The sequence below is a fragment of the Arthrobacter sp. 10T425 genome (assembly GCF_056393985.1).
This window is the reverse complement of the sequence record NZ_JBFTGZ010000006.1, coordinates 61,866-81,890: the sequence shown is the minus strand read 5'-3', so window position 1 is coordinate 81,890 and position 20,025 is coordinate 61,866. Positions and strand designations below refer to the sequence as shown.

19 protein-coding genes and 2 riboswitches are annotated in these 20,025 nt (G+C 68.0%); of the genes, 2 read left to right on the top strand and 17 right to left on the bottom strand.

Annotation, left to right across the window (positions count from 1 at the left end; translation table 11 throughout):
- Nucleotides 1-283: 283 nt before the first annotated feature.
- The 3 genes from gcvT to AC1DDH_RS09155 form a co-directional block, all read right to left on the bottom strand.
- Nucleotides 284-1,432, bottom strand: a complete 1,149-nt coding sequence (gene gcvT, locus AC1DDH_RS09165) for a glycine cleavage system aminomethyltransferase GcvT (protein ID WP_476955282.1) — start codon at nt 1,430-1,432, stop codon at nt 284-286.
- A 12-nt stretch (nt 1,433-1,444) separates the two neighbouring features.
- Complete coding sequence (gcvP, locus tag AC1DDH_RS09160) at nt 1,445-4,366, bottom strand: aminomethyl-transferring glycine dehydrogenase (RefSeq protein WP_476857538.1); 2,922 nt, start codon at nt 4,364-4,366, stop codon at nt 1,445-1,447.
- A 39-nt stretch (nt 4,367-4,405) separates the two neighbouring features.
- A riboswitch (glycine riboswitch) is annotated at nt 4,406-4,520 on the bottom strand.
- A gap of 1 nt (nt 4,521) precedes the next feature.
- Nucleotides 4,522-4,620: riboswitch (glycine riboswitch) on the bottom strand.
- A 268-nt stretch (nt 4,621-4,888) separates the two neighbouring features.
- A complete protein-coding gene (locus AC1DDH_RS09155; RefSeq protein WP_079555622.1) occupies nt 4,889-5,428 on the bottom strand; it encodes a TetR/AcrR family transcriptional regulator in 540 nt (179 codons plus the stop codon).
- A 67-nt stretch (nt 5,429-5,495) separates the two neighbouring features.
- Here AC1DDH_RS09155 and AC1DDH_RS09150 point away from each other — a divergent pair, with 67 nt between their 5' ends.
- The gene (locus tag AC1DDH_RS09150) at nt 5,496-7,082 is read left to right on the top strand and encodes an MFS transporter (protein ID WP_476955281.1); all 1,587 of its coding nucleotides are present in this window, start codon (nt 5,496-5,498) and stop codon (nt 7,080-7,082) included.
- A gap of 135 nt (nt 7,083-7,217) precedes the next feature.
- On the opposite strand, the gene AC1DDH_RS09145 is transcribed toward AC1DDH_RS09150, so the two are convergent.
- Nucleotides 7,218-7,697 (bottom strand): Dps family protein, encoded by a 480-nt coding sequence (locus AC1DDH_RS09145; protein WP_028275324.1) that lies wholly within the window; start codon nt 7,695-7,697, stop codon nt 7,218-7,220.
- A gap of 166 nt (nt 7,698-7,863) precedes the next feature.
- Nucleotides 7,864-8,682 carry a sigma-70 family RNA polymerase sigma factor gene (locus AC1DDH_RS09140; protein ID WP_026538956.1) on the bottom strand — a complete coding sequence of 273 codons (819 nt, stop codon included), beginning with the start codon at nt 8,680-8,682 and terminating at the stop codon, nt 7,864-7,866.
- 243 nt (nt 8,683-8,925) lie between these two features.
- Between AC1DDH_RS09140 and flgN the strand changes: the two genes are divergently transcribed.
- A complete protein-coding gene (gene flgN / locus AC1DDH_RS09135; protein WP_476857540.1) occupies nt 8,926-9,441 on the top strand; it encodes a flagellar export chaperone FlgN in 516 nt (171 codons plus the stop codon).
- Nucleotides 9,442-9,455: 14 nt separating this feature from the next.
- Here the strand turns inward: flgN and AC1DDH_RS09130 are convergent, their stop codons facing one another.
- From AC1DDH_RS09130 to AC1DDH_RS09075, 12 genes are all read right to left on the bottom strand, one after another.
- Nucleotides 9,456-9,704, bottom strand: a complete 249-nt coding sequence (locus AC1DDH_RS09130) for a carbon storage regulator (protein WP_026538957.1) — start codon at nt 9,702-9,704, stop codon at nt 9,456-9,458.
- A gap of 9 nt (nt 9,705-9,713) precedes the next feature.
- Nucleotides 9,714-10,925, bottom strand: coding sequence for a hypothetical protein (locus AC1DDH_RS09125; protein WP_476955280.1), 1,212 nt, complete (start codon nt 10,923-10,925; stop codon nt 9,714-9,716).
- On the bottom strand, nt 10,903-12,951 hold the full coding sequence (locus AC1DDH_RS09120; protein ID WP_476851538.1) for a flagellar biosynthesis protein FlhA: 2,049 nt from the start codon (nt 12,949-12,951) through the stop codon (nt 10,903-10,905). Before AC1DDH_RS09120 ends, AC1DDH_RS09125 begins: the two co-directional genes overlap by 23 nt.
- A 73-nt stretch (nt 12,952-13,024) precedes the next feature.
- A complete protein-coding gene (locus AC1DDH_RS09115; protein WP_476955279.1) occupies nt 13,025-14,113 on the bottom strand; it encodes an EscU/YscU/HrcU family type III secretion system export apparatus switch protein in 1,089 nt (362 codons plus the stop codon).
- Entirely contained in the window at nt 14,113-14,871 is a 759-nt protein-coding gene (locus AC1DDH_RS09110; RefSeq protein ID WP_476872222.1) for a flagellar biosynthetic protein FliR, read from the bottom strand. Before AC1DDH_RS09110 ends, AC1DDH_RS09115 begins: the two co-directional genes overlap by 1 nt.
- A gap of 1 nt (nt 14,872) precedes the next feature.
- A complete protein-coding gene (gene fliQ, locus AC1DDH_RS09105; RefSeq protein WP_079555610.1) occupies nt 14,873-15,148 on the bottom strand; it encodes a flagellar biosynthesis protein FliQ in 276 nt (91 codons plus the stop codon).
- Nucleotides 15,145-16,011 carry a flagellar type III secretion system pore protein FliP gene (gene fliP / locus AC1DDH_RS09100; protein ID WP_476857544.1) on the bottom strand — a complete coding sequence of 289 codons (867 nt, stop codon included), beginning with the start codon at nt 16,009-16,011 and terminating at the stop codon, nt 15,145-15,147. Before fliP ends, fliQ begins: the two co-directional genes overlap by 4 nt.
- Entirely contained in the window at nt 16,008-16,631 is a 624-nt protein-coding gene (gene fliO / locus AC1DDH_RS09095; protein WP_476860128.1) for a flagellar biosynthetic protein FliO, read from the bottom strand. Before fliO ends, fliP begins: the two co-directional genes overlap by 4 nt.
- Nucleotides 16,632-17,354 (bottom strand): flagellar motor switch protein FliN, encoded by a 723-nt coding sequence (gene fliN, locus AC1DDH_RS09090; protein ID WP_028277087.1) that lies wholly within the window; start codon nt 17,352-17,354, stop codon nt 16,632-16,634. It lies immediately after the preceding gene.
- The gene (locus tag AC1DDH_RS09085) at nt 17,351-18,247 is read right to left on the bottom strand and encodes a flagellar motor switch protein FliM (protein WP_223914317.1); all 897 of its coding nucleotides are present in this window, start codon (nt 18,245-18,247) and stop codon (nt 17,351-17,353) included. The genes fliN and AC1DDH_RS09085 overlap by 4 nt, the downstream gene beginning before the upstream one ends.
- 147 nt (nt 18,248-18,394) lie before the next feature.
- Entirely contained in the window at nt 18,395-19,219 is an 825-nt protein-coding gene (locus tag AC1DDH_RS09080; RefSeq protein ID WP_079555607.1) for an OmpA/MotB family protein, read from the bottom strand.
- Entirely contained in the window at nt 19,216-20,025 is an 810-nt protein-coding gene (locus AC1DDH_RS09075; RefSeq protein ID WP_028277084.1) for a motility protein A, read from the bottom strand. Before AC1DDH_RS09075 ends, AC1DDH_RS09080 begins: the two co-directional genes overlap by 4 nt.

The following is a 20,025-nucleotide window of genomic DNA, read 5'->3' as shown; positions in this document are numbered from 1 at the left end:
GCTCAACCCCCAATGATCGGGCTTGGGACAACCCAGAGCCGCGGCAGGCGGTACATCCCCCAGCACTTTTGGCTTTCGAAGGCGCCCCAAATGAGGCTTGGAACTCGAGGTGAGTTGAACCCGAGGTGAGCTGCAGGGCCCCTTCGGGCCCGACATCCGGGAGCATGCGTCTAAGGGAGCGTTACGTCCGCTCAGCGGGCGTCTTCGCGACCGAGCATGCAGAGGATGCCGGGTCCGACGGGCTGACGCAACCACAATCACGCAGCCCCCGGGACAGCTTCGGCTACTTTTGGCGCTTGTAGAAAGGCAGTGCGACCACTTCGAAGGGTTCGGCCTTGCCGCGGAGGTCGACGTCCAGTGCGGTGCCGGGCTCGGTGAATTCGACGTCGACGTAGGCCATCGCGACCGGGTAGCCCAGGCTCGGGCTGGGCTGACCGGAGGTGACTTCGCCGACGACGTTGCCGTCCTTGAGGACCGGGTAGTGGCCGCGGCCGGCCCGGCGCCCGAGGCCCTTGAGCCCGACGAGCTTGCGGCCCGTCGTGGCGCCGGCGCCGGTTTCCTTCTTGGCGGCCAAGGCGGCCTTGCCGATGAAGTCGCCTTCCTTGGACAGGGCGACGACGGGGCCCAGGCCGGCGGCGAACGGATCGCCCTCCAGGGAGAGCTCGTTGCCGTAAAGCGGCATGCCGGCCTCGAGACGGAGCGAATCGCGGGACGCGAGACCGGAGGGGGTCAGCTCGCCGTCCTCTGCGATGGCGACGAGCGCCTGCCAGAGGGCGGCGGCGGCGTCGTTCGCGACGAAGATCTCGAAGCCGTCTTCACCGGTGTAGCCGGTGCGGGCCAGCAGGAGGTCCTGGCTGGCTCCAGCGAACATGAACGGGACGTCCACTGCGGCGTAGTACTTCAGGCCGGTGACGAGCTCGTGCTGCGCGGCGGGGACCAGGCGCAGCAGGATCTCCTGGGCCTTGGGTCCCTGCACGGCGATCAGCGAGATCTCGGCGGACGCGTCACGGACGGTGACGTCGAATCCGCCGTCCTTTCCGGAACCGGCGCGCTCGGCCAGGGCCGCGGCGACGATCTTCGCGTTGCCGGCGTTGGGGACCACAAGGAATTTCTGGTCGCCGCGGCGGTAGGTGATGAGGTCATCGATGATGCCGCCGTCCTCGTTGCAGATCAGCGAGTACTTGGCCTTGCCGATGGCCATCGCCGAGATCTTACCGACGAGGGCGTAGTCCAGGAAGGCTGCGGCGTCGGGGCCGGTGACCCAGACTTCGCCCATGTGGGAGAGGTCGAACAGGCCCGCGGACTTGCGGACGGCGTGGTGCTCGGCTAGTTCCGAGCTGTACTTCAGCGGCATCTGCCAACCGCCGAAGTCCGTGAAGGAGGCGCCGAGCTTCTTGTGCTCTTCGTAAAGTGCCGTGTAATTCTCATTCATCGGTGGCTGTCCCTAGCTGTCAGAGTCGGAGTTGGCGGAGTCGTCGGAGTGGACTGCTGTGTCTTCTTCGAAGGCCTCGAGGGGAGGGCACGAGCAGATCAGGTTGCGGTCCCCGGCTGCGCCGTCGATGCGGCCGACGGGCGGGAAGTACTTGTCCTGCTTGAGCGTGTGGACCGGGAAGACGGCCTGCTCACGCGGGTACTCGCGGGTCCAGTCGGTGCTGATCACGGCAGCGGCGGTGTGCGGGGCGTTGCGCAGCGGGCTGTGCTCCACGGTGAAATCGCCGTTGGCCACCTGGTCGATCTCGGCGCGGATGGCGACCATGGCCGTGATGAAGCGGTCGATCTCGCCCAGGTCCTCGGATTCGGTGGGCTCCACCATCAGGGTGCCGGCCACCGGGAACGCCAGGGTGGGGGCGTGGAAGCCGTAGTCGATCAGGCGCTTGGCCACGTCCTCGGCGGTCACGCCGGTCTTGGCCGTGAGTTCGCGCAGGTCCAGGATGCACTCGTGCGCCACCAGGCCGCCCTCGCCGGTGTAGAGCACCGGGAAGGAGTCGTTGAGGCGGGCCGCGATGTAGTTCGCCGCGAGCAGCGCGGACTTGGTCGCCTCGGTGAGGCCGCGGCCGCCCATCAGCTTCACGTAGGCCCAGGAGATCGGCAGCACGCCGGCCGAGCCGTAGCGGGAGGCGGAGATCGGGGTTCCGTCGGCGCCGTTGGCGGGATCAGCCGCGTTGCCGGGCATGAAGGGGGCGAGGTGCGCCTTGGCTGCGACCGGGCCGACGCCCGGGCCGCCGCCGCCGTGCGGGATGCAGAAGGTCTTGTGCAGGTTCAGGTGCGAGACGTCGCCGCCGAACATGCCGGGCTGGGCCAGCCCGACCAGGGCGTTGAGGTTGGCGCCGTCGATGTAGACCTGGCCGCCGGCGGCGTGGACCGCGTCGCAGACCTCGCGGACATCGGCGTCGTACACCCCGTGCGTGGACGGGTAGGTGATCATGATGCAGGACAGCGCATCCTTGTGCAGCTCGATCTTGGCGGTCAGGTCCGCGTGGTCGATCGTGCCGTCCGAAGCCGTGGCCACGACCACGACCTTCATGCCGGCCAACACGGCCGAGGCCGCGTTCGTGCCGTGGGCGGAGGCCGGGATCAGGCAGATATTGCGCTGGGCATCGCCGCGGGAGAGGTGGTAGCCGCGGATCGCCAGCAGCCCGGCGAGCTCGCCCTGGGAACCGGCGTTGGGCTGGATCGAGACCTGGTCGTAGCCGGTGATCTCGGTCAGCTGGCCTTCGAGGTCCTCGATCAGTTCACGCCAGCCGGCGGTCTGGGATTCCGGGGCGAACGGGTGGATGGAGGCGAATTCCGGCCAGGAGATGGCCTCCATCTCGGCGGTGGCGTTCAGCTTCATGGTGCACGACCCCAGCGGGATCATGGTCCGGTCCAGGGCCAGGTCGCGGTCCGAGAGCTTGCGGATGTAGCGCAGCAGCTGGGTTTCGGAGCGGTGCGTGTTGAACACCGGGTGCTGCAGGTAGTCGGAGGTGCGCTCGACGGCGGGGTCCAGGCCGAACGCAGTGTCCGTGCCTGCAGCCGCGGCAGTCACGGACGCGCCGAACGCGGCAATGACGTCGGCGACGACGGCAACCGTCGTGGCCTCGTCGGCGGAGATGCCGACGGTGTCGGCGTCGATGGCGCGCAGGTTGACGCCCTTGGCGTCGGCTGCCGCGATGATCTCAGCTGCCCGGCCCGGCACGGAGACGGTGATGGTGTCGAAGAAGGAGGTGTGCAGCACGTCCAGGCCGGCGGCCTTCAGGGAGGCGGCGATGGTCTTGGCGTGGACGTGGACCGACTGGGCGATTGCCTTCAGCCCGTCCGGGCCGTGGTAGACGGCGTAGAAGGAAGCCACGATGGCCAGCAGGGCCTGGGCCGTGCAGATGTTGGACGTGGCTTTCTCGCGGCGGATATGCTGCTCGCGGGTCTGCAGGGCCAGGCGGTAGGCGGGAACGCCGGCGTTGTCCTTGGAGACACCCACGAGGCGGCCGGGCATGGAGCGCTCGAGCCCCTTCTGGACGGCCATGTAGGCAGCGTGCGGGCCGCCGAAGAACAGCGGCACGCCGAAGCGCTGGGCGGATCCGACGGCGATGTCAGCGCCCTGCTCGCCCGGAGACGTGATCAGGGTCAGGGAGAGGAGATCTGCCGCGACGGTGACGAGGGCGCCCCGTTCCTTGGCGTCGGCGATCACGGCGGTGTGGTCGAACACGCGGCCGGAGACGCCCGGCTGCTGCAGAACGACGCCGTTGATGACGCCGTCGGGCAGGCCCTTGGAGAGGTCGGCGACCTCGACCTCGAAGCCGAGGGCCTCGGCGCGGCCCTTGACGATCGCGATGGTCTGCGGCAGGCAGTCGGCGTCGAGGACGGTCTTGCCGTCGTGCGCCGTCTTGTTCTTATTCGCGCGGCGCATCATCAACACGGCCTCGGCCACGGCGGTGGCTTCATCCAGCAGGGAGGCGTTGGCGATCGGCAGGCCGACCAGGTCCTGGACCATGGTCTGGAAGTTCAGCAGCGCCTCCAGCCGGCCCTGGGAGATCTCCGGCTGGTAGGGCGTGTACGCGGTGTACCAGGCCGGGGCTTCGAGGATGTTGCGGCGGATCACCGGCGGGGTGAGCGTGTCGTAGTAGCCCTGCCCGATCATCTGCACGGCGGTCTTGTTCTTCGACGCCAGCTTGCGCAGCTCGGCGAGGACTTCGACCTCGCTCAGGGCCGCGGCGAGCGCGAGGTCGGCGTCCTGGCGGATGTCCTTCGGAACGGCGGTGTCCACCAGGGCGTCGACGGTGTCGTAGCCGACAGCCTTCAGCATGGCGTCGACGTCGGCCTGGCGGCGCGCGCCGATATGCCGGTCAACGAAGGACGTGGAGGCTGGGGTAACAGTCACAAGGAACTCCATAACTCAGGCGGCGCAGGGTACGCCACATTGATTCGGGTTCCTCCCCGCTCTGTATTGGACCTGAGAGTTTCCGCGCAGCCCGCGTTTCAGGGCTCCGCTTGCACCGTCGGTGAGCACAGCATGTCCGGGACACGCCTGCTACTTTCCAGAGATGCCTTGCCGCGGCGGTACATGGGCCTGAGAGATTCCTGGGGAGGGTTTGCTCCTACGGCGCCTGCTTGTACCTACTTGCAGGACTCTCCCGCCGCAGATCAAAGGCGTATTTAATTAGGTGTTCAATCGGGGGTGACTACAGTCACAGCTCTCATTGTCCTATGCCGGGCGCGCGTCCGCAAACTCCCTCCCGGCGGCGGACCCAGGTTACGGGCCACGAGCCACCCGGTGGCGAATCCGGCGGCGCGAACTCGCCGGAAACGCCCGGAGTCGCCGCAACTTTCCGGCGTACTCGAACGCTTCCGGCGAATTCGGCGGGGAGTAGGGGGTCGGCGGGGAGTAGGGGGTCGGAGGGGGTGGGTGTGGGCTTCAGCCGCGCAGGCGCTCGACGGCGGCCAGGAGGCTCTGGACGTCCGCCTCGACTTCCGGCGGCGGCCCGCCGGGACCCCGCGCCAGCATGGCGTTGAAGTACAGCCCGTCCCCCATGCACAGGACGGCCTTCGCCATGGCGGGCCCGACGTCGGCCGCCAGCAGTTCCAGCCAGCTCGCCTGGCCGGCGGCGAAGCGGCGGAGCGTTTCCCCGTGCGCCACCTCGGCGAGCCGCGTGGCCGCCACGAAGACCCGGTCCATGGGCGTGTCCGCCCACACCGAGGACTTGATGAAGTACGCCGCCGCCCCTTCCGGGGCTGCCGCCATGGCCGCAACATCGGCAGCCAGGAGCCGGTCCAGCCGTTCCAGCAGGACCGCGATCATGGCCTCTTTCGTCGGAAAATGGTAGAGCAGGCCGCCCTTGGAGACGCCGGCCCGGCGCGCGACGGCGTCCAGCGTCGCGGCGCGTTCACCGACTTCGATGAGCAGGGATTCGAAGGCATCGAGGACGGCCTCGCGGGCGACGGGTTTCCTGGGCATGCCTCCCATCATGCCTGTCCGCGCGCGCATTTCTTAACTGTACCGTCCAGACGGTACAGTTATCCTTATGAGCATTTCATCGATCACCGTAGCCACCAGCACTCCTGCGGCCACCGGGCCCCGGGCACCGTGGCGTGACTGGGTGGCGCTGGCCCTGCTGATGTTCCCCGTCCTGCTCGTGGCCGTGGACAACACCGCGCTCACGTTCGCCCTGCCGGCCATCGCCAGCAGCCTGACCGCCTCCGGCGTCGAACTGCTCTGGATCGTCGACGCCTACCCCCTGGTCCTGGCCGGACTCCTGGTCGCGATGGGTTCCCTGGGCGACAGGATCGGCCGGCGCCGGCTGCTGTTCGTGGGCAGCGCAGGCTTTGCCGCGGTGTCCGCCGTGACGGCGTTCGCGCCGAGTGCGGAATGGCTGATCGCCGGCCGCGCCGGGCTTGGCCTGTTCGGCGCCATGCTGATGCCATCCACGCTGTCGCTGATCCGGAACATCTTTCCGCAGCCCAACCGGCGCAGGCTGGCGGTGGCGATCTGGGCCGCCGGCTTCTCCGGCGGCGCCGCCCTCGGCCCGATTGTCGGCGGCTGGCTGGTGGAACACTTCTGGTGGGGCGCCGTCCTGCTGGTCGCCGTGCCGATCATCCTGCCGCTGCTGCTGCTCGGGCCGGCCCTGATCCCGGAATCCCGCGATCCGAAGCCGGGCCGGGTGGACGTGCCCAGCATTGCCCTGTCCCTGCTGGTCATGGTGCCGGTGGTCTACGGGATCAAAGCCCTTGCCAGCCACGGGCCGGCTCCCGAGGCCTTCGCGAGCATCGGAACCAGCCTGCTCATGGGCTATGTGTTCATCCGGCGGCAACGCGCGCTTGCCCGTATCCACAGGACAGACCACAGCACCGCGCCGATGCTCGACGTCAGCCTGTTTGGCAACCGGATCTTCAGTACGGCCATTGTGGCCAACGTCCTGGCACTGTTCTCCTTCAACGGCTTCATTCTCTTCCTGGCCCAGCACCTGCAGCTGCTGGAGGGCCAGTCTCCCTCGGCCTCCGGCGTCGCCATGGTCCCGGCCCTCATCGCCACGGTTGTAGCGGGGCTGCTCGTGGTCCCGCTGGTGCGCAAGGTGCGGCCCGGCTTTGTGGTGGCCGGCGGCCTGCTGCTGAGCGCGGCGGGCTATTTCGTGGTGGCATTCGGCGACCACAGCCAGGGCCCGTCGCTGCTCCTTGCCGCCCTGCTGGTGCTCTGCCTGGGGGTGGGGGCCGCGGAGACGATCTCCAATGACCTGATCCTGGGTGCGGCGCCCGCCGACAAGGCAGGGGCAGCCGCCGCTATCTCTGAGACGGGCTACGAAGTGGGGTCCCTGCTGGGTACGGCGATTCTCGGCTCAATCCTGACGGCCTCCTACCAGGGCAACCTCCGGCTTCCCGCGGGCGTGTCCGAACTCGCCCCGGCGGCGGCCACCAGCCAGGCCGGTGAAACCCTGGCCGGCGCTGTGGATCTGGCCCGGATGCTTCCGGCGCCCCTGGCCGAGGCGGTGACGGCGGCCGCGCGCACCGCCTTCGACTCGGGCGTGCACGTCACTGCGTCCATTGCACTGGTCCTGATGTCCGGGGCCTGCGTCCTGGCCGCCGTCGTCCTGCGGTCGGTGCCGAAGGCCCAATAGGGCTCAGCGGCCGCCGTCAGCGTCACGCCGTCGTCAGCGTCAAGGGGTTCCAGCACTTAAACAGCAGCGTCCGGCGCCGGGTATCCTCCCGGCGCCGGACGCTGCTGTTTCTTGGGGGCTGGTGGGAGCCGGTCCCTACTTGCTGTCCGGGGTGGTCACGCTGGCGGTGGCCCGCATGGTCTCGGCATTCACCATCCAGGCGTACTGCTCAAACTTGGCGATGAACTCGTGCAGCAGATCCGCGGTGGTGGGATCTTCCTCGTCCACTTCGTCATGGACCTTGCGCATGGTGCCGACGGCCGCCTCAAGCGCGGCGACAATCCGCTCGATGGCGTCCTTCGTGTTGATCAGGCCCTTCGGGAACTCGGCCAGTGCGGTGGACTTGGAAACCGTGGAGCTTCGGCCGTCCGGGAGGGCGTGGAGGGCACGCATGCGCTCGGCAAGGTCATCCGCGAATCCCCGGGCGGCGTCGATGATTTCATCCAGCTGGAGGTGAAGGTCCCTGAAGTTGGTCCCGACGATGTTCCAGTGTGCCTGCTTGCCCTGAACGTGGAGTTCGATCAGGTCCACCAGTACTGCCTGCAGGTTGGTCGTCAATGTTGGTGATGCTTTCATGAATCCTCCTCGATAGAACCGGTGCCGTGCGGGCCGCGCATGCCATTGCTGGCACCCCGGCCGATGCTTCCGACGCTACCGCAGCGCGGCGCCGGGCCGCGATGCTTCTGGGAGGAATTTCTCGGTCAGCTTACTAAGTCGGCTTACTAACCGTTTTGGGGGCGGTTTAGACGGCCTCGTTGAGGATGGGCCCACGCGGGAACACGGCCCGTGTGATGCCGCCGGAGGTGGATTCGGACAGCTGGGTGAGGTAGTCGTTGCGCCGCCTCGGGGTAATCCTGGACTGGGGCTGGAACGGCTGCTCGGGGTCGTCGGCGTAGTGGGCGCTCAGGCCGTCGCGCATGAGCCGGATGGCTTCCGAACGCTGCTGGGACACCGCTGCGTGCGTGGATCCGAGTTCCGCGGCCAGGTCTTTGACCGTGCGGTCTCCGAAATAGATCTCCTCCACCACGTAGCGCATCCGTTCCGGAAGGGATTTCACGGCGGCCCGAAGGTACTGGAGCCGTTCGTCCGCGAGCACGGAGTGTTCCGGGGTGAGGGTTTCGGCGGCCAGGGTGTCCACCACGGCCTCGTCGAGGGGCGTCAATGTGCGCGAGGCATCCGCGAGCGCGGCCTCCACAACGCTCTGCTGGACGCCCAGGGCAGAGGCGATCTCGTCCACTGTGGGGGTGCGGCCCAGGGCGGACGCCAGGGTTTCCTGCACGGACATGGTTTCCTTGATCCGGCGGCGGGCGGATCGGGTGGCCCAGTCGCTGGCCCGCATCTCGTCTGCGAAGGCGCCAAGGATACGCCGGCGCGCGAAAGCGCCGAACGGCACCCCGAGGCCTGGATCGAACGAATCGGCCGAGGTAATCAAGGCAATAGCGCCGGCTGACGCCAAGTCATCGCGAGAAAGGTGTGACGCCTTCGAGCACAAATCTGAGACGAGATACCCCACCAGCGGAAGGTGCTGCGTGACCATCTCGTTGCGTTCCACGCGATTCAATACTGTGTCCCCCCATGAGACCGGATCCGAAGGGTCCTCGACCCTTAAAACGCCGAGAGCCGCACCCAAAACCGACCGGTGCTCCCCCCATTGGAGTCAGCGTTCGCAAGTAGGGCGCAGCACCCATGGAGGAAACCTATCACCTGTTCCAAGATCTGCGTGTACCCTCAGGGAAAAGCTGTGCGAAAAATGCGGTGACCGCCCCGAAGCTGTGATTCACGGGGCGGAAAGAGAATGGGGCACATGAGCGCAAGTGATCTCTCCGCGGCACTGTGGCAGGAGCGGCGGCAGCTGGAGCTACTCCTCTTCAGGCTGGAAACGCAGCGCCTGCACGTCGTGGCCGGGAATCTGGAATGGCTGAGCTTCATGGCCTCCGAGATTGAAACCGTGCTGGACCGCCTGCGCTTCGAAGCCCTGGCCCGGAGCGTCGAGTCTGCTGCCGTGGCGGCCCAATGGGGCCTGCCGGCACAGACCACGCTCGTCGAACTGATTGCGGCCGCGCCCGCCGGGCCATGGCCCGAGATCCTGCGCGAGCATCTGGACGCCCTGCACGCACTCCTGGCCCGGCTGGGCGAGGCTTCCAGCGTGAATGAGGACGCGCTGCGGAGCCTCCCGATGCCGGGACGCGCCGGCCCGGCGGGCACGGCCGGGCTTCTGGACCAGCTGACCATGGGAGGAAACCTGGAGCGGTCCCTCGCCGTGCTCCGGCGTTCAGCCCAGCCGCTCCTGGCCCAGTATCTCGGCGGGGACCATGTCTGATCCGGTGCGGGTCCTCAGCCGTCGGCGGGAGTGGCGCGCGGCGGCATGAGGCCGCGCAGCGCTTCCTCGGCGTCCGGGCCCGCTTCCGCCGCCGCGAGGTTCGCCGCCGCTATGGCTTCGATGACTTCCCGGCGCTGGATCGGCACACCGCGGGGCGCCTCAATGCCTATCCGAACACCGTCGCCGCGGCCTTCCAGAACAGTGATGACGATGCCGTCGCCGATCATGATCTGTTCGCCCGGCTTGCGTGTAAGTACCAGCATCCTCTCAATCTACCCTTCAGTCCGGGGAGCATCGTACGATTCCCGCCGGTTCTGCCATGTCGGTTCGGGCCCGGCGGGGCGCCCGTCGATCCAGCCCACGGGCAGTCCCAGGCCATTGACGCTTTCAGGCGACCCGGTCTCCGAGGCGCCGACCACCGCCACCGCGGTCACGTTGAGCTGGGCGGACAGCACGCCGACCCAGCGCGCCGTGTCCTCGTGCTTGCGTCCGGCATCGACCACAACCCAGACCTGGTCGGCGGAGAGCGCCGCCACGGACGGCACCCGGGCCAGGGCGTTGCGGGCTTTGCCCAGTCCGAACGCCACCAGGACGGTGCGCTCCGTCACCACGGCATGGGCGCGCGCGGCCGTGGCACTTTGGCGTCCGTCGACGTGCAGGTGGCCATAGGCGGAGAGCTCACCGGCGGTGCGCACATCGGCACCTCCGGAGGCCATGGACATGGCCAGGGCGGTATCCATCGCGTCCTCCCCCAGCCCGATCAGGAGCACGAGATCGCCGACGCCGGTCAGCGGAGCCGGAGCCGGGGCACCCGCAGCGTTGCCCGGCGCGACGGCGGCCGGGTGCGCGGGGCTCCCGACGGCGGCGGCGGGCGCTGCGGCGGGCGGATCTGTGGGGGTCCGGAGCCCGGTACCGAGCTGTTCCAGCAGCTCGGCGAAGTCCCGCGATTCGGTGGACACACCGGCAGGAGCGGGCCGGTGCAGGCTCAGCTCGGCGGCGTCCGCCTCCTCCAGGAGTGCGGCGATGGCGGCGCCCTGCAGGTGATGGGTCGGGGCGGCGGGCCGTGCCGGCCCTCCGGCCGGGCCCGCCTGCGCTGCGGTCCGGGCCGCCGGCGGGGCCGGTGCTGCCGCCGCGGCTCCGGCGTCGTACTTCCCGGCGGGGGTCCCGGCGCCCGGAACAGTGCCCGGAACAGTGCCCGCGGTAGCCACCCCGGCGGCGGTCTCCCCGGCGGGACCACCAGTCGCCGGGCCGGAATCGGCCCCGGCCAGGATGTCGGCGTCAGGCACTACCTCGCCGGTGACGACCTCGTGTTTGGACTGGAGCTCGATCATGGCCTCGTAGCGGTCCTGGGCGAAGAGGCCGGCGATTCCGGGGCTGCTGACGCGTTCGGCGGACACGATCCGGGCCGCCGGACCGTACAGCTGTTCCGCCTTGCGGCGGATTTCCTCGAGCGAGGCTCCCTTAAGCCGATAGCGGTTCGGCATGGCGCACCACTCCTACTGTTTCGATCCGGACGTTGGCGGAGGTCACCTCGCGGTAGGACAACACGGGCACGGATCCCGGCTGAGCCCCGACGAGGCGGTAGATGGCGGGCCGGAGCGCGGGTGCACAGACAAGCACGGCCTGGCGGTTGGCGGCGGCCGCGGCGTCGACAGCCGACCGCACCGAGCGCAGCACGGCGTCGAGCCGTTCCTGCCCCATGACGATCTGGCTGCCGCCCTCCGCGGGCCGCATGTCCTCGAGCATGTGTTGTTCCAGGACGGGGTCGATCATGATGACGTTGAGCACCTCGCCGTCCATGAATTTGGCCGTGAGGGCCGGGCCCAGGGCCTGCCGGGCGGCTTCCACAAGCGATTCCGGATCCGTGGAAATCTTGGCGCGGAGCGTGAGGGCCTCATAGATCCGGGCGAGGTCGTTGATGGGCACCTGCTCATCCAGCAGGCCCTGGAGGACGCGCTGCAGCTCGGCGAGGGAGAGCAGGGCCGGGGTCAGTTCGTCGACGGCGGAGGGGCTCTGCTTGCGCACGCCCTCGGTCAGCACCCGGACGTCCTCGCGGGACAGCAGCCGGGCAGCGTTCGCCGCGACGATCGAGGACAGGTGGGTGACCAGGACGGAGACCCGGTCGATCACTGTGGCACCTGTCATTTCGGCGTTGTGGCGCATCTCCCCCGGAATCCATTTCCCGGCGAGCCCAAACACGGGTTCGATCATCGCCGGGCCCGGGAGCGAGTCCAGGTTCTCGCCCAGGGCGAGCATCTGGCCGCTGGGGGCCGTGCCGCGGCCGGCTTCCACGCCGGCAATCCGGATGGCGTAGGTCGCCGGCGGCAGGTCCACACTGTCCCGGGTGCGCACCGGCGGGATGACCAGGCCAAGTTCCATGGCGATCTTGTGCCGCAGGGACCGGACCCGGGCCAGGAGGTCATCGGAGGCGCCGGAGACCATATCCACGAGGTCAGGTGCGAGCAGGATCTCCACGGGGTGGATGCGCATGTCTTCCAGCAGTTTCTCGTTCGGATCCTGTTCCGGGAAGTTCAGCGCGGTCGACTCAGCCTCCCGGGCCGTTTCCGCCAGCTGTTGGCTTGCCGCGGTCCGGCGGGAGGCGATGAACAGGCCGGCGCCTACGACGACGAACGGAATCGGGGGCATACCGGGGATCAGTGCCATGGCGACGGCGGCGACGCCGGCGATCATGAGGGCGTTCGGTGACTGCAGCAGCTGGGTGGAGGCCGTCCGCCCCATGTCGGACTCGGCGTTGGACCGGGTCACGATCATGCCGGTGGAGACGGCCATGAGCAGTGCCGGGATCTGGGTGACGAGCCCGTCGCCCATGGTCAGCAGGCCGTAGGTGTTCAGGGCGTCGCCGATTTCCAGGCCACGCTGGACCATGCCGATGGCGATGCCGCCGACGAAGTTGATGATGATAATGATGATGCCCGCGATGGCGTCGCCCTTGACGAACTTCGAGGCGCCGTCCATGGCACCGTAGAAGTCGGCCTCGGCAGAGACTTCGGCCCGCCGCTCCCGGGCCTGGGTGTCGGTGAGGAGGCCGGCGTTGAGGTCGGCGTCGATCGCCATCTGCTTGCCGGGCATGGCGTCGAGGGTGAAGCGCGCGCCCACCTCGGCCACGCGCTCGGCGCCCTTGGTGACCACGACGAACTGGATCACCACGAGGATGAGGAACACGACGGCGCCGATGATCATGGAGCCGCCGACCGTCACCTTGCCGAAGGCTTCAATGACCTGCCCGGCGTATCCGTTGCCCAGGACCAGGCGGGTTGAGGCGACGTTGAGGCCGAGCCGGAACAGCGTGGCCACCAGCAGCAGGGACGGGAACACCGAGAAATCCAGCGGTTTTTTGACGAACATGCTGGTCAGCAGGACCAGCAGTGCCAGCAGGATGTTGCAGACGATGAGGAAGTCGAGCAGCGGCGCGGGAACGGGAACCACCAGCAGGAGCACGATCCCCACGATGCCGATGGGCACCACCAGCCGGTTCAGCCTGTTGTTCATGGTGCTGTCCTTTCACAGACGCTGATTCCCGAAGATTTCGTGCCGTGTTGCACGCTGTGGAGCCTGCCGTGTTTCATATGGTGGCCACCGTGGTGGTCATGCGGTGCATCCCGGCAGCGGCGCCCCGGGCCTTGAGTGCCATGACGAACGCGAGGACGCCGGCCACCGCCCGGTAGAAGTCCACCGGGATCTCGTCCCCCAGCTCACAGGCCCCGTGGAGGGCCCTGGCCAGCGGGATGTCCTGGACCATGGGCACGTTCTTTTCCTCGGCTTCTTCCCTGATCCTCGCAGCCACGTGGCCGGCGCCCTTGGCAACGACGCGGGGTGCGGATTTTCCGGGCTCGTATTTCAGGGCCACCGCCACGTGCGTGGGGTTGACCAGGACGACGTCGGCGTCCCCGATCGCCGCGATCATGCGGTTGCGGCTCATGGCCATCTGGCGCGCCCGGCGTTGGGACCGGATCAGCGGATCGCCCTCGCTGTTCTTGTTTTCGTCCTGGATTTCCTTCTTGGACATCCGCGTCTTCTTGCGGTTGCGCCGCATCACGACGAAGAAGTCGGCCGCGGCCAGAACGATGCCGGCGGCCACCGCGAACTGGACCAGGGCGGCTATCCCGCCGGCGGCGGCCTGCACTACCCCGGCGACGGGCAGTCCACCGGCGGTCAGCAGCACCGGAACCAGTCCCTGCACGACGGTGTAGAGCACCAGCCCCACGACGCTTGCCTTGAGCAGCGCCTTGAGGCCGCCCCACACGGCCTGCGCGCCGAACAGCCGCTTGATCCCGGCGAGCAGGTTGAAGTGTTCGAATTCGAGCCTGAATTTCTTCAGGTGGACACCGCCCTGGAGGGCCGAGCCGGCGAGGACGGCCAGGAACACGACGACCAGCAGGGGGCCGACGATCCCGGCGATGGACGCGAAGCCGGCTTCCAGCGCCCGGACGGCTTTGCCGGGGTCCGGGGCGGACACGATCCCGCGGATGCTGAAGAGCTGGTCCGTGGCGGCGTTGGCGGCCCGGTCCACCGTGCTGGGCAGCATCAGCGCGGCGGCGCCGACGCCGAGCCAGGCGGTGAGGTCCTGGGAACGGGACAGCTGGCCCTTGGAGCGGACCTCCCGCATGCGTTTCTCGGTGGCTTGCTCGGTCTTTTCCTGTGAATCCGCCATCAGCCCACCCCCAGTACGGCTTTGGCCGCCTGCCCGGCGAGGCTGGAAACGAGTCGGGGCAGGGCCAGGAACATGAATCCGGCCAGCGTCAGGGTGAGCAGGATTTTCAGCGGGAAGCCGAGGGAGAAGGCATTCAGCGCCGGGGCCACGCGGGTCAGCAGGCCGAGCCCGACGTCGGCAAGGAACAGGACCACCAGGAGGGGGCCGGCGATCTGCACGGCGGCAAGGAACATGCCGGACACCGCCGCGATCATGGCCTGCACCGGCTGGGCCAGGTCGATCCCCCCGGCCAGCGGCAGGGCGGCAAAGCTGCCGGTGAGGCCGGTGATGACGAGCTGGTAGCCGTCGGAGGCGAAGAGCAGGGCCAGCGCCGCCATTTGCAGGAGACGGGTGAACTGTGCGCCGTTGACCATCATTTGGGGGTCGTAGGCCTGGGCCATCTGGAACCCGCTGAAAAGGTCGATCAGGCTGCCGGCGGACTGGATGGCGGAAAAGATGACGAGGACCAGGAAGCCCAGGACCAGCCCGGTGACGAGCTCCAGGACCACACCGGTGACGAACCCGGCGGTGTCCCGGGGCATGTAGCCGCCGGCCAGGCGCTGCGTCACCGCCAGGCCCAGGCCCAGCCCCAGCATGGCTTTGACGCGCCCCGGAATGGCGTGGTGCGAGAAGGGCGGTGCCACGACCAGGAAGGCGGTCATCCGGACCGTAGCCAGCAGCAGGACTTCAAGCCAGGCCGGGTCGATGGGGATGCCCACCTCACAGGCCTCCGAGCAGGGACGGAATCTTCGCGAAGAGGTCGTTGGTGAAGCCCACCATCTCCGAGATCATCCAGTGTCCGCAGACAATCAGGGCCACGGCCACCGCGGCAGCCTTCGGCACGAAGGACAGCGTGGCTTCCTGCAGCTGCGTGATGGACTGCAGCAGGGAGATGGCCAGGCCCACCACCAGCGCCGTGACCAGCACGGGCGCGGAGAGCTTGGCGGCCACGATCATGGCCTGGAGGCAGATGTCCAGGACCGCGTTGGCGTTCATCCTGAACCCGCATAGCTCTGGATGAGCGCGGTGATGATCAGGCCCCAGCCGTCCACGAGCACGAAGAGCAGGATCTTGAAGGGCAGCGAGATCATGACGGGCGGGAGCATCATCATGCCCATGGACATCAGGGCCGCGGACACCACGAGGTCAATCACGAGGAACGGGATGAAGATGACGAAGCCGATGATGAACGCGGCACGGAGTTCGGAGATCATGAACGCCGGGATGAGGGTCTGCAGCGGCACGGCCTCAGGCGTGGCCGGGTTCTCGGCTCCGGCGGCACGGGACATCAGGGCGATGTCCTCCTCGCGCGTGTGGGCGAGCATGAAGTGCTGCAGCGGACCCGATGCGGCGCTGACGGCACCGTTGAAGTCCAGTGTGCCGTTGAGGTAGGGCTGGACGCCGAGGGTGTTCATCTCGTTGATGACGGGCCACATCACAAAGATCGAGAGGAACAGAGCCAGCCCGGCCAGGACCTGGTTCGGCGGGATGGAGGGCAGGGACAGCGCGTTGCGGGTCATTGCCAGGACCACAAAGATCTTGGTGAAGGACGTCATCATCAGCAACAGCGAGGGCGCAACGGCCAGGAGGGTGATGCTGATCAGGGTCAGGACAGCGGAGGAAGGTTTCCCGTCCATCCCGTTGATCTGGATGTTGATGTTCCCGCCGTCGGGATTGGCAGGGTCGGCCGGGGGCACCGGTGCAACAGGGTCGATCGGTGCGGCGTGGCCTGCCGAGGCATTGAGCCACAGCAGGAGGACGGCAAAGAGCACGGCGGCGAGCCCCAGGGCCAGGAGCCTGAGGGGTCTTGCGCCAGCTGTTCGCGGGCGGGTGGTGCTGGTGGGGAGCGGGAAGATCAATTGCGGCGTCCGCTCCTGAGCGCGGCGGCAGCCTGCTTCCAGGTGGAGCCGGCCAGGATGGAGCCGTGCAGCGGCGGATGGGCCGACCCGCCGGCGCTGCCGCGGCCGGCGTGGCCGCGGGCCGCGGAGCCCCGGTGAAGGGAGCTGCGGCGGGACGGCGGCAACTCCCGGACACCGTTCTGACCGTCGGCGAAATCGTCGGCGTCGACACCGTCCGCAAAATCGTCGCCGTCAGCGGCGGCATCACCTGCCGGCATGGCCGGCTGGCTGCTGAAGTGGTTGCCGGCGAGCGGGCTGGCGTCAGCGAGCATCCGGGCGAAATCGCCCAGGCCGCGGCTGGTGCCGGGGACCGCGACTTCTTCGGGTTCGGGCGGGATGTCCCCGGTGTGCAGGACGTTGACGGCGTGCTCGGTCACGCCCAGGAGGAAGCGCTGCCCGGCGGCGTCGACCACCACCACGGAGGCTTTTTGTCCGAGGCTCTGCCGGCTGACGATGGTCAAGGCGCGGTCAGCCCGGCGCCGTCCGGTGCCCTTGCCCAGCCGGTGCTGCAGGAACCACATGAGGCCAAGCACCGCGCCCAGGGCCACGACTACCCGCAGCCCGAGGATCAGTGCGTCCATTCAGCTGAGCCCCTCGGCCACGTCGAGGATCCGGGTGATCCGCACCGCGTAGTCCTGGTCGAGGACCACGACTTCGCCGTGCGCGATCAGGCGGCCGTTGAGCAGGACGTCGGCCGGGGCGCCGGCGGAGCGGTCCAGTTCGATGATCTTGCCCGGTTCCAGCGACAGGACGTCCCGGACCGACATCCGGGTGCGTCCGATCTCCACGGTCAGGGCCATTTCAATGTTGTTGATCCGGCCGAGCCGGCCGGCCACGGTGTCCCCGCCGGCGAACAGGTCCCCGCCGCGTTCCTGGCTGTTGCTGTGTTCGCGGAGCCGGACGGCGAACCAGGCCGCAGCGTTGCTGCCGTCGGAGAGTTCAAAGACGGCCGTGTCGGGATCCGAGAGGAGCCCTGAGACGTCGGATTCACGCAGGTCGGACAGGACACCGGCCCCGAAGACTGAGCTGGCGCTTTCCATCGCGGGGCGCAGCACGTCGGTCACGGAGACGTGGCCCAGCTGGGACCCCGCGCCGGCGGCCTCGTCAAGGAAGGTGCGGTCGCTGAGCATGAGGGCGAGGTCGGCGGTCACCGCGCCGACGAAGGTCGCCGTGACCGCCTGCCGGGCGTAGGCCGCCGCGGACCGGGCAGGCACCAGCGCGACAACCTTCAGGGCCACCGGGCTCGGGAGCTCCTCGACGAGCCGTTCCGCCGACATTTCGTGCTTGGTCAGGGTGATGCTCATCGTTGGTTCTCCTCGATTGTGACAATTACTGCGGCCGCGCGGGAGCCGTTGCGGGCCGGGGCGGCAGTGGCCAGCCGGGTTCCGTCCAGGGTGAGGTCAAAGGGCCGGTTCTCCAGGTGCGGCAGTGTCAGGACGTCACCGACTGCGAGACCCAGGACCTGGCTCGGGGTAACGAACGACGTCGAGAGCCGTACGGACAGTTCCACCGGGACCTGCTCCAGTTGGGCGCTGACGCGGGCGGCCGCGTCTTCGCGGGAGTCGGTCGGGTTGACCTTCTTGAGCCGTCCCAGCAGGATTCCGGCCGGAACGGCCAGGGTGGCGGGCGCGTTGACGTCGCCGACGCTCATGGTGAAGGAGGCAACGATCATCAGTTCGCTGGGTGCGGCGGCCTGGGCGAACTGGGAGTTGTATTGGATGGTGTCCACCCGGACGGCCTCGCTGAGCAGCGGGCCCAGGGAATAGCCGAGGTCTTCGAGGGCCTCGTCCATCAGGCCCTTGATCAGCGCCTGCTCGATCTGGGTGAACTTGCGGTCCGGCATGGGCGAATCGTTGGTGGCGCCGAGCATGCGGTTGACCCAGCCGAGGGCGGCCGGGCCGGGGAACTGCACCACGAGCTTGGAATCGTGGGCCTCCACGGTGCACAGGACCATGGCGGTGACGGCGGGCAGCGAGGCGGCGTACTCGTCGTAGCTGAGCATGCTGACGTCTTCCAGGCGCACCACGGACTTGACGCGGACCTTGGCGGTGAGCTGGGTGCCCCACTGGCGGGCGAAGGTTTCGAAGGCGAGCTCCAGCACCCGGCTGTGTTCGCGCGCGAGCGTCGCAGGACGGCGGAAGTCATAGACGCTGACGGTCCGCTCCCGTGCCACTTCCCGCTCATCCAGAACACTCACGGTTGCCACTATCGGCAAGGGAACTCGTGGCGTAAGCAGAACGCCTTAGGCAAAACACAGAGGCAAAATGCGGCAAGACACAGGAGGCAAAACACAGCCAAGGAAAACAGGCACGGAACGCGGACAGTCCGCCGTAGCCCCGAACGGCTACTTCTCGCTGAGTTTCAAGGCCTCCGGAATCAGTGCCCGGACGACGTCGGGCTTGTCGGAAATGACCACGATGTCCACCCGGCGGTTTCGCTCCATGAGCGCCGGCGTGGAGTCGTCGTTGACCTGGCGGGCAGAACCGAACGCGACGGCACCGATCGTGCCGGGGGCTATGCCGCCTCGGTCCACCATGTACCGCAGGACATTGACGGCGCGCGCCGAGGACAGTTCCCACGTCGAGGGGTAGGCCGTGATCCCGTTCGCGGCGTGGCCCTCGACCATGATTTCCATGCCGGCCGGTTTGAGGACCGGTGAGATGACCTGCAGCACCCGGGAGGCCCGGGAGGTGAGCTCGGGCCGGTCAGGTTCGAAGAAAGCCTGCGATCCGACGAGTTTGACCGTCAGGCCGCGCTGGTCGATCTGGAACTCGACGTTCTCGCTCAGCCCGGCTGCCGCCAGGCCTGCCTGCATTTTCTGCTGCAGCGCCTTGAGTTTGTCCACTTCCTTGATCGCTTCAGCCATGTTCTCGGGGGATGCGGTGGCCGCGCCCTTGACGGCGGCGAACGCCTCGAGGTCCTCTTTCACGAGTTCCGGCGGCACCACTGTGCCCGACGCCGTATCCACCGTTTCCGTCGCGACTGCGCCGAATCCCGTGGCCAGGGAGTTGCGAAGCTTTTCAAACTTGTTGGCGTCCACCGTGGACATCGCGAACAGGACGATGAACATGCACATCAGCACGGTGACCATGTCCATGTAGGACGCCATCCAGCGTTCGTCGACGTGGTGTTCTTCCGGCTTCTTCCGCCCGCGCCGCCTGGGGCTCACGCTGCCTCGTCCATCCTGTCGGACTTGTCAGCGCCGGCCTTCTTGCCGGAGCTCTTGAGCTGGTGCTCGGGGACCATGGCGCGGAGCCGTTCGGCCAGCAGAAGCGGCTGGGCACCGGACTGGACCGACAGCATGCCTTCCATGAGCAGCGTCATCCGTTCGATGTCCAGTTCCGAGAGCCGGGCCATCCGGGCGCTGAAGGGAAGCCAGATGAAGTTGGCGGACAGCAGGCCCCACAGGGTGGCGACGAAGGCTGCCGCGATCATCGGGCCGAGGTGGTCCGGGGTGGAGAGGTTTTCCAGGACGTGGGTCAGGGATACCACGGTGCCGATGATGCCCACGGTGGGGGCATAGCCGCCGAGACTCGCGAAGAATTTGGAGTTGGCGTGATCGCTCCGGGACTTGGAGTCGATCTCGTCCTCCATGAGCATCCGGAGGTCCTCGGCGTCGGTGCCGTCGGCGATGTTCTGCAGGGCACGGGCAAGGAAGGGGTCCTTGACGCTGGCCGCTTCCTCTTCCAGGGACAGCAGGCCCTCGCTGCGCGCCTTTTCGGCGAAGCGGACCATCTGGTCAATGCTTTCCTGCGGCTTGGCGGTTTTGCCGAGGAACATCTTGGGGAGGGCTTTGAAGGCCTGGACGACGTCTTTGAGGGTGTTTCCGGCGATCCCGACGGCGAGCGTGGCGCCGAAGACCAGGATCATGGGGGCCGGGAGGAGCAACGCCGACAGGCTGGCGCCCTCGAGCGACACCATGGCGATAACGGAGCCAAAGGCGAGGAGCAGTCCGATGACTGTTGCGGGATCCAT